General features: G+C 39.0%; 2 protein-coding genes. Both read right to left on the bottom strand.

All coding sequences use genetic code 11. The features are described 5' to 3' along the window. Positions 1–55: 55 nt before the first annotated feature. Complete coding sequence (locus NYE68_RS01625) at positions 56–10,813, bottom strand: amino acid adenylation domain-containing protein (protein WP_342494034.1); 10,758 nt, start codon at positions 10,811–10,813, stop codon at positions 56–58. Then, positions 10,773–18,395, bottom strand: coding sequence for a non-ribosomal peptide synthetase (locus NYE68_RS01620; RefSeq protein WP_324636164.1), 7,623 nt, complete (start codon positions 18,393–18,395; stop codon positions 10,773–10,775). The genes NYE68_RS01625 and NYE68_RS01620 overlap by 41 nt, the downstream gene beginning before the upstream one ends. Positions 18,396–18,758 lie beyond the last annotated feature (363 nt).

Below are 18,758 nucleotides of genomic sequence, written 5' to 3'. Positions count from 1 at the left end.
CCTGATTTGCCTTACATTCTGCCGATCAGCAAAATGTAAGGCAGAACCGGCCGCTTTATATTGAATTGTCTGCTTTGTCTGCTGTAATCACTTGAATCAAATTCATGTAGTTATAAAATAAATCCTTCATTTTGTGCTCATTTAGTTTCTGATGGTTATATATAAAAACGATTTCTGCTTCGGATGGCTTTTCATGAACTGCAAAAACCAGATCATATAATTCTGAGTACTCTTTTTTTGATTCATTACTAATATAAAAAAGAGGAAAAACATCTTGGGCCGAACTTGATTTCTTATAGTGAGTATTCAAATCGTATTGATCTGAATCCTCTTGATTCTCAATCTGCTCCTTCGCCATACGAATAATATCGTGAAAATTCTCGATATCAGACAGATCAAAAGACAGCTGACTCATCCGATCATCTCCATGACCCGAAAATTGGATATGAACCAAGTTTTGCTGGCTGACATCAGCTAATAAAAATACATAACCCGCTAATAAAACATGAGAAATATCATATTTGTAGGTATTGCATATTGTTTTTAAACCATCATAATAATTCGCATTTACCGCATATTCGTGCATGGCTGTATGACTTTGTCCAGTTGATTCCGAGATGTATTCAAGCGGTAAAGTAATAGGAATGATTTCTTTTTCCAAGGACACTGCTATCTCCGCAAAGGCTATAGCTGATTCTATATATTCGGACAATCTGTAAATAGTCGGATATGCAAACAAGTCAGCAATTTGAATTTGTTTTGGATACAGCTTCTGAAGCTCATTATAAACTGCAACGATTTTGATTGAATTACCGCCTGCTTCAAAGAAGTTATCATGTATTCCAGGCTCTTCTATTTTTAAAACATCGGTCCAAACACGGCTGATACTTTTTTGTACATCCGTTACCGCTTCCTCAAAAGGCCGGTCAAAACCTGTTCTATCTATCACAGGTTCAGGCAGTGCCAGGACATTTATTTTTCCGTTTGCTGTCAGCGGAATTTGGTCAATTTTCATAAAGATCTGCGGAATCATATACTCAGGAAGCACAGGTGATAATAATTTAATAAATTCTGAAGGATATACAGTGCTTTCTGCCACATAATACAGAACTAAATCTTGGACTCCTGCGGAATTTGTTTTTCCGGCAGCTACACATTCCTTAACTTTTTCGTGTTGGTTTACTATGCTTTCAATCTCTCCCAATTCTATTCGATACCCTCTGATCTTTACCTGATTGTCCATTCTTCCGATAACGTCCAGTTCACCATTTGGCAGCCACCTTGCTAAATCTCCTGTCTTATACATCTTGGTTCCTTTAACAAACGGATTGTCTACAAACTTTTGCGCAGTCAAATCTTCTTTTCCTAAATATCCTCTGGCCATTCCGGCTCCAGCAATGCATAATTCGCCAGTACTGCCGAGCGGTACAGTGTTTCCATCATGATCTACAATATATATCTGTGTATTCGCAATCGGCTTGCCTATATTTACACTATTTTCATTGGTTAAGTCTTTCACAGAAGACCAAATCGTCGTCTCAGTCGGACCGTACATATTATAGATCTTCAGATTTTTATATTTTTTTAGTTCAAATAACAATTCCCGTTGAAATACCTCGCCCCCAACCATGATGGTCTTCAATTTCTGAAGACTCTCCGTGCTGTTTTCTGCACTCAGCATCAGCTTTAATCTGGATGGCGTAAGCTGAATAGTATTGACATCAGTCTCAACAACGATCTTGTTTAACAAGTACGGATCTCTTTGTTCCGCTTCACCGGCTATGACAACTTTCAGCCCTTGAGTTAAAGGCAGCAGCGACTCTAATCCGAATATGTCAAATGAACACGTGGTGACCGAAAGAAGGACATTGTCTTGTGAAAAGCTGATCCTGTCTGTTATTCCCTTGATAAAGTTATGAACGGCACGGTGCTCTACGGCGACCCCTTTCGGTTTTCCGGTTGATCCCGACGTATAAATGACATATGCTAAATCTTCGGCCCTGTTAATAACATCAATGTTCGTCTCCAAGTGATGTAATAAATCCTCTGAATCTATGTTAAATACAGTTCCGCTGTACGTTAATTCATTTGGAAGTCCTTCCTCAGTTAACAGCAGGCCGCTTTTACTGTCTTTCAGCATATAATTGATCCTGTCTGCCGGATAATCTGGATCAAGCGGTAAGTAACATCCCCCTGCCTTTAGTATTCCTAATATTCCTATAATCAATCGGAAAGACCTTCTTACCAAAATAGGAACCACAACATTCTCTTTGATGCCGTTTTCCCTGAGGGCTCGTGCCAATTGATTTGCCTTATTATTCAGCTCCTTATAGGTCAGGAAGTCTCCGTTCCATTCCAGAGCGATTGCATCAGGTGTCCTTACAACTTGCTCTTCGAAAAGCTCTTGTAACGTCTTTTCTTTCTTATATGATAATTCCGTGCAGTTGAATTCTTTCACCAGCTTTTGTTTCTCTGTCTCATTTACCATATCGATCTGAGAAACCATTACTTCATGATCAGCCGCTGCCTGCTGTAAAACGCTAACCAGGTTATCCAAGATTGAACTTACCGTTTCTTTACTGTAAACACTGGCGTTATATGTGATTTTCATATGCAATTCGTCACCGGGAGCAATTAAAAGCTCTAAATCATAGTTGGTTTGTTCAAACCCATGTTCAGCAGTTATTTTTACACTCGAACGGGCTGAATCTTGGAAAAGATCCTCATTCAACGGGTAATTTTCATACACGACTACGTGATTGATTAATTTATTTTTCATACTTGTCAAAGACTGTATGTCTGCCAGAGAACAATAACTGTATTCGTTCGCTTCAATAAAGTCTTTATTTATTTGTTTAGCCAATGAAATAAATGATGTATCACGTTCTCTTTTCACTCTGATTGGCACTGCATTTATAAATAAGCCGACCATATTTTCAATTCCGTTTATCTCACTCGGTCTGCCTGAAACAATGGAACCAAATACCACATCATTTGTATTGTTATATTTCTGCAGCAATATCCCCCATGCTGTTTGAACGATAGAATTTAATGTAATGCTGTTTGACTCAGCGATTTTTTTCAGCTTGGCGGCGGTTTCACCGTTAAGCGCTCCCAGTTTTTGATCATGCTGATACTCGTCAGATTTCAATTCCAGTTCCGGAAATGAGATCTCTTGTTCATATGCAGAAAGGTATTCCTTCCAATATTCAAATGCACGGTCCTTGTCCTGCTGATCAAGCCATTCAAGATAACGACTGTACGGTACAGGTGTTTCTTGAAGGAGTTTTTTCCCTTCAGCCACGTCACCGTATAGATCCATAAGCTCTTTTAACAGAATACCGACACTCCAGCCATCCAAAATAATGTGGTGGAAACTGTATATGACTTTAAATTTATTTCTTCCCAGCTTGATCACCGATACTCTGATCAGACAATCTTTGTTCAGATCAAACGGAGTATTCCTGTCTCTCACCTTGAATTGCCCTACAAAGGCATCCTTCTTCTGCTCCTCCCATTGGCTGATATCATGATATTGAATGTTTAGTTTTCTTTCTTTTAAAATGGCTTGTTTAAATACACGGAAACCGTTATAGAAAAATGACGTTCTTAATATTTCATATTTAGCAATCAGTCTGTTTAATGCGTCACTGAGAACTTCTGTATTCAGATTTCCTTCAACTGTTATTTCACTTTGTTCGAAATAAGCGCTAGATTGATGGTCAATCACAGCGTTATACAGCATGCCTTCCTGCATCGGTGAAAGAGAATGAATTTTTTCTACTTCAGCACCGCTTGCAAGAATTTGATTTAACTCCTCTATTTGAAGATCGGGATCCCCATAATCCCATGGGGTTTTCTCAGATATTTTCTTATTCACACAATGTTCTATGATCTGATTTATTTTCAATTGATAGGCTTTCGTAAATTGCTCAATCGTCTCTCGTTTATATTGGTTTGCACTGTAATTGAACGAAAACATCAGCCTGCCATCCATGATATATCCATTTATTTCTATACTATGTGTCTTTTTATTTCTTCCAGATATGCTCGTTCCGGCGGACAAAGGTGATATTTGAAATAGGTTGCTGCGATCTTCTTGGCCAAATTCACCCAAGTAGTTAAAACTGATATCAGGTTTTAATTGAAGGTGAACCGAGTCCGACAAATATCTGAGTATTCCGTAACCAATCCCGTTTTGGGGGATATGTCTAAGCATTTCCTTTGTATACTTAATGGAGCTTGATAAACTATTACTTTCTGTCATATCGAGAACAATTGGGTATATTGTCGTAAACCAGCCTATTGTGCGATGGACCGGGGTTTTTATAACACTTTCACGGCCGTGCCCTTCAAGATTCACAAGGATCTTCTCGTTGCCGGTCCATTCTTTGGCTGCAAGTCCCAGTGAGCAAAGCAATATATCATTAATTTGTGTATGATATGCTGCATTTGTATTTCTTAAAAGTGTTTTTGTTTGATCCTCTGTTAATTCAATTTTAATTTCTTTACTATCTTCATAAGAGCAGCTTTCGGCAATGAAATCCTTTGGAAGAGGTTCAATAATAGCCGTTTCTATGGTCTCCCAGTACCCAGCTTCCTTTTGAAGAGCCTTGCTGTTTGCATATTCTTTCAATTGACGCGCCCATTCTTTGAACGATGCTGTTTTAGTTTCCAGCTCCACCTTGTTCCCATTAACTGTTTGAAGATAAGCTGTTTCAAAATCTTCCAATAGGATTCTCCAAGATACTCCGTCAATGATCATATGATGAATGGTTAATAGAAGATGATCTCCGTTTTTGGTTTTAAATACCGCCAGTTTTATTAAAATCCCCTTTTCCAAGCTCAATTCGTTCTGCATACGGTCAGCCAGTGATTCAATTGCCATGGCTGGATCTTCTGTTTGTGTCATATCAAATACGTCTAAAGTAAATGTTTCTTTTGCCTGTTTAATGCCCCTATTCCATTGCTTAATTTCACCGTTTTCCTTTTTAAACTGCATCCTGAGGGCATCATGATGCCTCACCAATTCCAAAAAGGCCGTTTCGATTGCTTTTTCTTCTATGCCGGACTTTTTGTAAAGCATAAAGGCTTGGTTATAGTGGTTTTCTTGTTCAAATCTCTGTTCTATAAACCATTTTTGAATCGGTGTCAGATCAACGTCTCCTTCTACAATCGACTGATCTGCTTGTATATCAGCTGATTTTACGTGAGCACTCAAGTCTTTTATGTGCGGATATTTCATTAAATCTCTGACTTCAAGTTTTAAGCCGTATTTTTGGAGTTCGGAAACTACTAAAATGGATTTAATTGAGTCTCCGCCGATCTCGTAATAGTTATAGTTAATCCCGATTGATTTCATCCCCAGAACTTTCTCCCATACGCATGCGAGAATTTGTTCCTTTTTATTCCGCGGTGCTTCATATGCAGACTCCAATACATCCGCAATATCTATAATCGGCAATGATTTCGTATCTATTTTTCCGTTTGAACTTAACGGCATTTTTTCAATCTGGAAGATATAACTTGGCACCATAAATAACGGTAATTCTTTAGACAGATTTTCTTTTAAAGCATAAACATCTATTTTTTTGTCGGAAGTAACATAACCGCAGAGATATTTATCCCCATGTTGGTCATCTCTCGCTACAACAACAGCCTCTCTTATGTGACTCATTTTCAGAAGCCGGTTCTCTATTTCTCCCGTTTCAATACGATACCCTCTGATTTTGACTTGATCATCAATTCTTCCTAAATAATCAATTGTCCCGTCCGGCATCCATTTTGCCATATCCCCTGTTCTGTATAACTTAGCCCCGGGTTCAAAGGGGTTATCTACAAATTTTTCTGACGTCAAGCCCGCTTTATTTTTATATCCGTCCGCAAGCCCTTCTCCGCTGACACAAAGTTCCCCGGCTGCCCCTAAAGGAAGTAATTCCAATTGTTTTCCTAATATATAAAGCTTAGTATTATCCGCAGGTTTGCCTATTGATACTGCATTGCCATTGTCTCTTTCAATATGATATTGATGAATCATACACCCGACTGTAGCCTCTGTCGGGCCGTATTCATTGTAGATTTTGACATGACCGTTAAATGCACCGTGTATCTTTTTTGCAAGCCCGGTTTTCAGCTCTTCCCCGCCGACGATTATTTTTTTTATCTTTGACGTACTTAAATCTACATTCTCCAGCAATCTCAAATGCGTCGGCGTTAGCTTAATAATATCCGCTTTATTTTCTTCTATAATTCTTCTGATCAGAAGAGCCTTGTCCGGTCCCTCATAAATAATAATTTTATTTCCTGAAATAAGCGGTGTATAAATTGAAGTAACCGTTAAGTCAAAAGAAATAGAAGAATACAGAGGAAAATCAATATCTTCATCATTTACATATATCTTATTTGCCCAATGAATATAATTTACCACGCCTTTATGTTTTACCATGACGCCCTTCGGCAGCCCTGTAGTCCCTGAAGTATAAATCATGTAGGCAAGGTCTTCCGGGCAACTGACATTCGGCAGATTACTTCTGTTATGCATATATAGAGCAGGATCGCTTAATGATAAAATTTCTTTATTGAATGTAATACCACCTGACAATCCGTTTTGAATTAGGAGAATGTTTGCATCACTGTCTTTCAGCATGTAATTTACTCTTTCATCAGGATATTCAGGATCTATCGGCAAATACGCTCCCCCTGCTTTCAGCACCCCGATAATTCCGATGATCATCTCAAAAGATCTCTCTGTCATGATTCCGACAATGCTGTTTTCTCTAATTCCTTTTTGTCTCAAAAGATTAGCCAGGCTGTTTGATTTCTCGTTTAGTTCTTTATAGGTTAATAGCGTATCTTCTTGGACAGCCGCAATACGTTCAGGTGTTTTTTCTGCCTGCTCTTCAAATAATTGATGAATCGTTTTATTTCGCGGAAATTCAGCTGCCGTGTCATTGAATATATGGAGCAATGTGTGCTTCTCCTGTTCAGGAATCATATCCAATTTCATTAAAGGCTGATCTAGGCCGGCAGCTGCACTTTGTAAAAGCTTCGTAAAATGGGCACCCATTCTCTCGGCTGTTTCTTTTTCAAATAATTGACTGGAGTATTCCAAGTGGAACTTGATTCCTTTATCAATTTCCGTCGCGGTTAGCGTTAGATCGAATTTTGAAATATTGATCTCGGTTTGAATATGCTCTTCCGGATTTGGATCCAAGTGATTTTCAATACCGTAATCTGCATTTTCAAGTACAAACATGACATCAAACAGCGGGTTCCGGCTCGAATCTCTTTTTACCCCGAGTTTTTGAACAATATTTTCAAATTGGTAATCTGTATTCTCAAAATCTTTTAACGTATGATGTTTGACCTCTTCTAAAAACGCTCTGAATGTTTTATGTTCCTCAGGAAAATTTCTTATGGCGACGGTATTGACGAACATCCCCACCGTATTCTCCAGTTCGGTGTCTGACCTTCCGGACTCTGCTGTTCCGATGATCACATCCTGCTGGCCGCTGTATTTTGAAAGCATGACATTATATACCGCCAGCAGCACCATGTACAAAGTTGTTCCTGTTTCTTTCGCCACCGACTTTAAGCTTGATGTTAACCTTTCATCGGCCGTAAAGCTGATTCGGCTTCCTTCAAAGCTTTTGACTCTCGGCCGCTCATAATCAGTCTGCAGATTGAGAATCGGCAGATCTCCGCTTAACCGCTTAAGCCAATACTCCTCTTGTTCCTTTAACGCCTCTTTTGTTCCTGAGCTTACTTGCCATTCTGAATAATCTTTATATTGCAGCGGCGGCTGTTTTAGTTTATGACCCGCATACAGCGCATTGAATTCTTTGCGGATTATTCCAACCGATACACCGTCCGCAGCGATATGATGAACATCCAGCAGCAGCAGATTCCGGTCTTCATACGTTATGAGTCCGGCTCTGATTAACGGTGCTTTGTCCAAATGAAAGGGTCTGATAAACTGCTTCACATATGGTCGTATCCCATTAGACGGCAGCTTCTGATAATCAAATTCGAGCTCCCATGTATCGTGAATAATCTGAACCACATCGCCGCTTACAACATCGAAACTTGTCCGTAACGCTTCGTGTCTGCCAATAATCTCTTGTAAAACTGATTCGGCTTTTTTTACATCTAATTTTCCATTTAGTTCGATCATAATCGGCAAGTTATAAACGATACTGTCTTTATCCGTCTCCCAAAGGGCAAACATTCTTTTCTGAGCAGATGATGCTTGATAATAAGACTGCTTCCTCGCTTTACTGATGACCGGATAATTCTGTTTATCCCGCTTTTGAATAAGACGGCTCAGCTGTTTGATGGTAGGCTGTTCAAAAAGCTCCTTCACCTTTATATCCGTACCGAAAGTTTTTCTGATGCGGGAAATAGTGAACGCAGCTGTTAAAGAATGTCCGCCCAGTTCGAAGAAATCTTCATTTATACTGATCCGTTTATGCCCAAGCATTTCTTTCCAAATTTCAGCTAGTTTTTCTTCCGTTTCATTTGCCGGAGCTTCGTATCGAGGTACTGACAACCGTTGCAAGTCAGGAAGAGGCAGTTCTTTTCGATTGATTTTTCCGTTAGCTGTAAGAGGCAGCTCTTTCAGTTGTATTATGAAACTCGGAATCATATACTTCGGAAGAGCCTGTGCCAATTTCTCCTGTACGAACGAGCCTTCCATCTCAATGTCCCCAGTAATATATGCAGAAAGATATTTCTCCTCTATATAAACAACCGCGGCTTCTTTTATACCTTCCAGCTGTAATAGTTGGTTTTCGATCTCACCGATTTCAACTCTAAAACCCCTGATTTTGATCTGGTTGTCAATCCGGCCTAAAAATTCTATATTTCCATCCGGCATCCATCTGCCAAGGTCTCCTGTTTTGTACATTTTTGCTCCGGGATGAAAAGGATTATCAATAAATTTTTCATTCGTTAATTCTTCATTATTGACATATCCCGATGCTAAACCTACCCCGCTGATACAAATCTCACCGGGTGCTCCCACAGGGACCAGTTGATCTGAACGATCCACAATATAGATATTAATGCCGTGAATTGGTCTTCCTATTTTATTGTATATTTCACAGTTTTGAATATGATCTAGATCAATGCTATGTGCAATACAGCCAACAGTGCTTTCGGTCGGCCCGTAATGGTTAATAAACTTCATCCATCTGCATTTTTCAGCGAGCATTTTGACGTTGCCGATGTTTATGCTTTCGCCGCCCAGTATGATAACTTTTAAATCAGGACAAGACGCCAGCATGTCAACATCCTCCATCAATGTTGAAAATAAAGTAGGTGTCATTTTAAGATATGTAATACTATTTTTATGAATATATTCTATTAATGATAGAGAGTGAAGATACACTTCTTTATCAACAAAGTGGACTTGTCCGCCACCGGATAAAACCGGAAATATACTGGTATAGCATAAGTCAAAACTATATTTTGACGTCACTAACGACCTGCTGTCAGAATTTATGTTTATTTGATCACATACCCATAATGAATAATTAACTAATGATTTATTTTTCACCTTCACCCCCTTCGGTTTTCCCGAAGTACCCGAGGTATATATAACATATACCTCGTCCTCGAGATCATACTGAACATCAGGGTTTGATGTATTTTGGCTGGTATAAATCGATTTATCCGTAATATCCAAACATTCCGCCGCAATGTTTTTATCAGCTAAAAAGCACAAATCTGTAATGAGGATATCAGCTTTGCTATCTTTTAAAATATGATTTATCCGACTGACCGGTGATTCATCATCAATAGGCAGAAACGCACTTCCGGTTTTTAAAATTCCCAGTATCCCAATCATTGAATATTCTGAAGGACGGATCATCATAGCCGTAATGCTGTTTTTTCCTGCCCCTTTTTCCATTAATAATGTTGCAACTTGATTAGCCTTTTCGTTTAGCTCTTTATAAGTGATATGCTTTCCTGCATAGACAGCCGCTGTTTGGTCAGGTGTCTTTTCCGCTCGTTCTTCAAAAAGGTCTTGTATCGTTTTATTCACGGTATAATTAGAGGACTGCTTATTAAACTCCTGGAGCATTCCGCGCTCTTCTTCATTTACAGCGCTGATGTCTTTCAGGACACGCGTAGGATCAGTTGCCACTTGCTTTAATACATGACAGAAATTAACACCTATACGATTAATGATATCTTCACGATAAACATTATTGTTATACGTCATCTCTGCTTTGATTTGGCTGCCTGGAATAATAACCAGCCCAAAGTCATAGTTCGTCTGTTCAAACACTTCCATATCTGTAATCCTTAAAGCATCAGTTGTATCATCGACCGCCTTGCCATAGTCATCAACAGGGTAATTTTCATAAACCAGCATATGGTTGATCAGTTTCTCTTTCATCTTTGTAAGAGCTTGTATATCCGCTAAAGAACTGTAACCGTATGATGTATTCGCTTTGATAAAGTCACTGTTCAGCTTTTGGGCTAATGCTATAAATACCGTATCACCATCGCCTTTTACTCTCAGAGGAACCGCATTGATAAATAACCCCACCATTTTTTCTATGCCTTGCACTCTGCATTGTCTTCCGGAAATAACCGCACCAAACACAACATCATTCACGTTGTTATACTTCTGCAAAAGAACTCCCCATGCAGTCTGAATCAATGCACTTAAAGTAATGTGATATTGATCAGCTGCAGCTTTCAACATCGAAGTACATGTTTCATCAATAATGAATGTTTTCTTCCTATTATTGAAACCGCCCTCATCAGCAGAACTTTGGAATACCGGCTTGCTGCTCATATTCATTTAGATAATCCCCCCAATATTCTAATGCGGCACTTTTGTCCTGATTATCCAGCCATTCTAAGTAGGTGCTGTAAGGCTCGGTATGCTGAAGCACTGTCTCTCTTCCTTCTTTTAATGACGTATAAATAGTTTTTATATCATTCATTATTAAACTCATACACCAGCCATCCATAATAATATGGTGAAAACTGAACAGCAGTTTATATTCTTTCTCATCAGTTTTTAATACGGTTACTCTTATTAAGCAATCATTCGTCAAATCGAATCTCGTTCCCCTGTCTTTAAACTGGACATCTTTAAGCCGGACTTTCTTTTGATATTCCGAGAAAGTGCTGATATCTTCAAATTCAATTTTAACTTTTCTCTCTCTTAGAACAGCCTGTTTAAACTTACTTAGTCCTTCATGAAAAAAGCATGTTCTTAATATTTCATACTTCTCGATCAGCATATTAAAAGCTGTATTTAATCTGCCAATATCAAGCTGACCGGATAAAGAAAATGTAAGCTGTTCAAAATAGGCTTGTGAAAACGGATCAAGCAATGCATGATAAAGCATCCCGCTCTGCATAGGAGTCAGGGAGTGGATTTTCTCTATCTCTTTTCCGCTTGATAAAATCTGCTCCAAATCTCCAATGGATAAATCCAGATCTCCATAGTCAAAGGGTGTTTTTTCAGGAATTTTTTTCATTTCGCAATGCTGAATAATATCGATTAACCGGTTTATATAGGATTCGGTTAATGTCTTAATTGTTTCTTCTTTAAACTCTTTCGTACTATAGTTAAATTCCAACTGCAGTTGACCGTCCATAATAAAGCTGTTGATTTCGATGGCATTCAATTTTTTATTAGATAAAGAAACACTTGTACCAGATGATATATCTGCATGCTGAAAAACAGCCCGCTTTTTTTGAGAGATTTCTCCCAGATAGTTAAACCCGATCTCGGGCTTTATCGTAAAACTGATGTCTTTTTTATGTTCCCGTGCCGTCAAGTATTTAATAATTCCGTAACCAATACCTTTATGAGGTATTCTTCTTAAATACTCTTTCGTATTTTTTATGCAATAAGGCAGATCATCACTGTGCTCCATATCCAGCACGATCGGAAATAGTGAGGTGAACCAGCCGATGGTTCTTTCTATTGAAATGTTTTCTAATATGTTCTCTCTTCCGTGGCCTTCCAGACCGATTAAAACCTTGTCAAGTCCCGTCCATTCTTTTACTGCCATTCCCAGTGAACAAAGCAAGATGTCATTAATCTGTGTGTTATAAGCTGCATTTGTATTCCTCTGGAGCTTATCAGTTAACTGCTTTGTAAGACTGACAGTAATGGTGCGGCTTTCCTTATATACACTGTCAGTTTTATTGAAATCTCTCGGAATTTCTTTAATCTTCGTTTTTTCGATATTCTCCCAATACCGAAGTTCCTTTCTTATCTCACTTCCGTTTGCATATTCCGCCAATTTACGTGTCCATTCTTGAAAGGATGCCGTTTTCGGCGGAAGAACGGCCGGCTCTCCTTTTTGCAGATTGTTGTAGACCTGCTCCATATCTTCAAGCAGAATTCTCCAAGAGACTCCGTCAATCACCATATGATGTATAGCAATAAGTAGATAATCGCCCCTCATTGTTCGAAATAAACCAAGTTTCATTAAAAGCCCTTTTTCAAGATCCATTCCGCTTTGTAACTGATCGGCAAGTTTTTCTATTGTATTTTTGTAATCCGTATCAGCAAGCAGATCATATATGTCCAGAGTAAAAGTATCCCGGGCGGCTTGGACATCTCTGACTTCTTGTTTTATTTCGTCATTTTCGGCTGTATATATCAACCTCAAAGCATCATGATGCTTTACTAATAATTCAAATGTCTTTGCCAGAGCGTGTTCATTTATTTTTTCTTTCATTTGAAACATGAATGCCTGATTAAAGTGGTGTATGTCCGCAAAGTCATTCTCTATAAACCACTTTTGTATCGGTGCCAGTTCAGTTCTCCCGCTAACCGGGCTCTGATCTGTTTGAGCTTTATATAATTTCACGTGTTTACTGAGGTTTTTTATTTGCGGATACTGCAAAAGATCTTTTACCTCTAGACTGAGACTGTATTTTTGAAGCTTTGATACAATCAGTATAGATTTTATTGAGTCTCCACCCAGCTCATAGTAATTATCATTAATACCAATATCATCAATTTTCAGAACTTCCGACCAAACATTTACCAGAATCTGTTCGACTTCGGAACGGGGTGCTTCAAGGTGCTCCTTTATATGTTTAGGCTCTTCTATTTCAGCAAGTGCTTTCCTGTCAATTTTCCCATTTGGTGTGAGAGGCAGCTGTTCAACCTGGATGATGACACCGGGAATCATATATTGCGGCAAAATGTCACCCAATTGCTCCCTCAAAGCTGCTCCGGATATTTTATATTCTGCGGTTACAAAAGCAGAAAGGTATTTGTCACCGTGAAGGTCGCACTTATCTATAACAACTGCTTCTTTTATCCCGCTTATTTTCAGAAGCTGGCTTTCTATTTCATCAGTTTCAATCCGGAAGCCTCTGATTTTGACTTGATTATCAATTCTCCCCAAAAATTCTATGTTTCCGTCAGGAAGCCACCTTGCCAAGTCTCCTGTTCGGTACATTTTAGTTCCGGACTCAAATGGATGATCAATAAACTTCTCACGCGTCATTTTCTCTTTATTGAGATATCCTCTTGCTAAGCTGTCACCCGACACACACAATTCTCCCGCTAAACCAATAGGCACAAGATTGTTGTTGTGATCAATTATGAAGGCTTTCAGATTTCTGATCGGCTTACCGATAGGAATGGTCTTTGCCATCGCCCTCTCAGCTTCTGAGTATCTCCACATTGTAGAGCAGATTGTCGTTTCAGTTGGACCGTAGGCATTAATATAGTCTATTTTATTCACGATCCGGTTCAAGGTTTTTGTAGATATCTGAGAACCAGCAGTAATTAAGAGCCTTAAAGCTGATAATCCGTTTATATTTATATGGTTGATGTATACGGGCGGCAAAGTGGCTACAGTAATGTCATGCCGGTTAATATACTCTTCAAATAATGTATAATTATTGATGACTTGACTTGAAAGGATGTGTAGTTCCGCTCCGGTCAACAGTGCCATACTGATTTCCCACACTGATGCATCAAATGAAAAACTTGCAAATTGAATAATTTTATCCCGGTAATTGATATTCATATCATGTTCAAAGACACTTTTGAGATTACTGATTCCGATATGCCGGATCGTTACACCCTTTGGTTTTCCAGTCGTTCCAGAAGTATAAATGACATAAGCAAGATGTTCTGCGGAACTCATCATTGGCAGGTTATGCCGATCTCCGGAGTAAAGAGAACTATCTGTTAAATCAATAACCTTCCCGTCAAACGGGATATTATCAGCCTGACTATTCTGCACTAATAAAATGTCAGAACCGCTGTCTTCAATCATGTATTTGATTCTCTCAGAAGGATATCCCGGATCAATTGGCAAAAATGCGCCTCCCGCCTTCAGCACACCCAATATGCCTAACACCATCTCTAATGATTTGTCAGCAACAATACCTACTATTGACTCTTTTTTCAACCCCATTTTCATTAGTGTTCTCGCCAGACTATTTGATCTTTCGTTAAGTTCTTTATAAGTTACTTTATTATTTTCATACACTGCCGCTATTCTTTCCGGTGTCTTTTCCGCTTGTTCTTCAAACAATTGATGGATTGTCTTATTATGCGGGAAGTCGGCTGCTGTATCATTGAATACATAAAGCAGTTTATGTTTCTCATCATCCGTTATCATATTCAGTCTGCAGATTGCCGTGTCCGGTTCTGATACAACCTGTTGTAAAAGCTGGTTATAATGAGCACCCATTCTTTCGACTGTGTCTTTCCTGAATAAATGATTGCAATATTCCAATTGGAAGTTAACGCCTTTATCGGTTTCCATTGCAGTTAACGTTAAATCAAATCTTGATATATTGACCTCAGATACTAGTAAATTTGATTCTGCTGTCTCTTCATTTCCTCCGAATCCGTAATCCTTACTCTCAAAAGTAAACATGACATCAAACAGCGGGTTCCGGCTCGAATCTCTTTTTACCCCGAGTTTTTGAACAATATTTTCAAATTGGTAATCTGTATTCTCAAAATCTTTTAACGTATGATGTTTGACCTCTTCTAAAAACGCTCTGAATGTTTTATGTTCCTCAGGAAAATTTCTTATGGCGACGGTATTGACGAACATCCCCACCGTATTCTCCAGTTCGGTGTCTGACCTTCCGGACTCTGCTGTTCCGATGATCACATCCTGCTGGCCGCTGTATTTTGAAAGCATGACATTATATACCGCCAGCAGCACCATGTACAAAGTTGTTCCTGTTTCTTTCGCCACCGACTTTAAGCTTGATGTTAACCTTTCATCGGCCATAAAGCTGATTCGGCTTCCTTCAAAGCTTTTGACTCTCGGCCGCTCATAATCAGTCTGCAGATTGAGAATCGGCAGATCTCCGCTTAACCGCTTAAGCCAATACTCCTCTTGTTCCTTTAACGCCTCTTTTGTTCCTGAGCTTACTTGCCATTCTGAATAATCTTTATATTGCAGCGGCGGCTGTTTTAGTTTATGACCCGCATACAGCGCATTGAATTCTTTGCGGATTATTCCAACCGATACACCGTCCGCAGCGATATGATGAACATCCAGCAGCAGCAGATTCCGGTCTTCATACGTTATGAGTCCGGCTCTGATTAACGGTGCTTTGTCCAAATGAAAGGGTCTGATAAACTGCTTCACATATGGTCGTATCCCATTAGACGGCAGCTTCTGATAATCAAATTCGAGCTCCCATGTATCGTGAATAATCTGAACCACATCGCCGCTTACAACATCGAAACTTGTCCGTAACGCTTCGTGTCTGCCAATAATCTCTTGTAAAACTGATTCGGCTTTTTTTACATCTAATTTTCCATTTAGTTCGATCATAATCGGCAAGTTATAAACGATACTGTCTTTATCCGTCTCCCAAAGGGCAAACATTCTTTTCTGAGCAGATGATGCTTGATAATAAGACTGCTTCCTCGCTTTACTGATGACCGGATAATTCTGTTTATCCCGCTTTTGAATAAGACGGCTCAGCTGTTTGATGGTAGGCTGTTCAAAAAGCTCCTTCACCTTTATATCCGTACCGAAAATTTTTCTGATGCGGGAAATTAACATAGAAGCCTTTAGTGAATGACCGCCGGTTTCAAAGAAATTCTCATCTATACCGACGCGTTCCCTGCCAAGTACAGCTTCCCAAATCTCCGAAAGTTTTTTCTCCGTTTCATTTGTCGGCGCTTCATATTTTGTTTCGGACATTTGAGATATATCAGGTCTAGGAAGTGCCCGTCTGTCAATTTTCCCATTTACCGTCAAAGGCATGTTTTCCATTTGTTTGAAGTACGATGGAATCATATATTCCGGAAGAAAGTCTCTCAGAAAGTGCTGCAATTCAATCTTTGCGATTTTATGATTTGAAGTGTAATAAGCACAGATATATAAATCTTCATCACCATTATGATTTACTGTTACTGCCGCTTCTTTAATTTCTGTATGATTGATCAATCGGGCTTCTATCTCCCCAAGCTCGATTCTAAAACCGCGGATTTTGACTTGCTCGTCCCGCCGTCCAATAAACTCCACATCGCCATTTTCTAAATAACGCACTAAGTCTCCTGTTTTATAAAGACGTGCTGAAGGATCATTATTGAAAGGGTGTGATATAAACCGTTCCTTCGTTAAATCAGGCCGTCGCCAATACTCTCGCGCCAGCCCATCTCCGCCAATAAACAGCTCACCAGGAATTCCCGGCGCTACCGGTTTTAATTGCGAATCTAAAATGAATATTTCTGTACCAGAAATAGGCCTCCCTATAGGAAGCATACTGCCTTTCCAATCATGAGGGACCGGGAAACAACAGGTAAAGGTCGTTCCCTCTGTCGGCCCATATCCGTTAATTACTTGTACCTTTCCAAGCGCTAATACTTTTTGAACATGCGGAACGGAAACCACATCTCCGCCTACTAATAATTGCTGAAGTCCTTTTAATGATTCTAACTGCTGATCAACTACTAGAGAAAATAAACCGGCCGTCAGCCAAAGAGTCGTAATGTTATATTTTTTCACAGCTTCTGCAATATCATCAGCCGTCGGTATTCCCGGAGGCATTATAGCCAGACATCCCCCATTCAATAAACAGCCCCAGATCTCGAAGGTAGAAGCGTCAAAAGCAGCAGAAGCTAATTGCAGAAACGTTTGATTCTCATCAAATACCGCATAATCAGTCTCCTTCACCAGCCGAATCACACCGCGGTTAACAATACTTACTCCTTTAGGCAGTCCCGTTGAGCCTGACGTATACATGACATAAGCCAGGTCATCCAAGGAACCTTTTATGCCAATATTAGATCCATCCATCTTTTCAATTTCTTCTTTCATACCATCCAAACAGATTACGCCGTCCCCGTGAGGCGGGAGTTGTGACTGAATGCTTTCGTTTGTAATCAGCAACTCTACACCTGAATCTTCGATTAAGAATGATAGTCTTTGCTTCGGATATTGAGGGTCTAACGGCACATAAGCACCGCCTGACTTTAATATTGCCAGAATACTAATATACAAATCAAAAGAGCGTTCTAAAGCAATTCCGACAAGGTCTCCCCGTTTTACTCCGCACTCCTGAAGATACCGTGCCAGCTGGTTCGCACGGTGATTAAGTTCTGCGTAACACATTGAAGAGTTTTCTAGTACCAAAGCAGTCTTATCCGAATATTCATCAGCCTGCTGCTCAAACACCTCCGAAATTGTTCCAATTTTCGAATAATTGTCTTCCCAGCCAAAGATTTTCTTTTGCTTATTTTTTTCTTTCAGGAATCTCATATCTTTCACTCTGATATTTTCAGGAGTTATCATAGCTTCAAGGATCATCTGAAATCGCAGTGACAAATCTTTTATCATATTTTGAGAATAGAGGCATTCGTTATAGTGTATGACTGTCTCTATGTATTGTTTCTGGTTCATAAACGAAAATAGGATATGAATAGCGGGATTTTCTTGATTAAGTATGTATTCTTGAATATTTTCAAGGACTATCATGACATCAAAAGGAAGGCCAGTCATTTTATCACTTGTTCGAGAATTATTTTGGGGGCTTTCCAATGCCTGTTCTACGGTGAATTCGACTTTATGTATGATCTCTTTTAATAGGTCTTCACCATGAACAGCATTTTTAAGAGTCAAAATTTCTTGCTCACAATCAATCGTTCTGTTCTTTTTGAAAACAGGAGTTTTGATTACAATATTTTGTCTTTCTGTATATTGATTTATTAACAAAGTCAGTGCCGCTGTTAATACGATATGCAGACGTTCATCCGATCCATTGCAGTATACATTCAGCTTATCGCTTAATTGCTGTGACAATTTATATGTAAGATTTTTCATTCTTTTTTCTTTAGAAGGTTTACTTGCCACTAAAAAATGCTCTTCAGTTTTTAACTCACCAATACTGTCTTTATCTCCCTTTATACTTTTTGTCATAACAAAAACTCCTTCAATTGATATCAAAATTCAAATCATTCACTGAATTAAAACAGCAGAGGCTTTCGGTGGATTTTTATGTTAAACTGCATCACAGGCAATACCGCTCACCAATAATTGTTGTTGTAGTCTGACAGTTTATTTATCGGCAGCAAAAACCATTTTTTAATGATATAGACCCGTACAAACACTTTTTTTAAAAAAAGGATAATGAAGAAGAACTAGCCATCTTTAAGAAATATTATACAAATGTTTAAGAGTTGTCAATTAGGGGGGGGAAAACACCTAAGCACATTAACCTAGTTTTTATTTTTCGTATTAACATAAAAAAAAAACCGGGACAAAGTAACACTCCCGATTTTT

The organism is Bacillus sp. FSL R5-0447 (assembly GCF_038606125.1).
GTDB classification, from domain to species: domain Bacteria; phylum Bacillota; class Bacilli; order Bacillales; family Bacillaceae; genus Bacillus; species Bacillus velezensis.
This window is presented reverse-complemented; position numbering and strand designations above follow the sequence as displayed.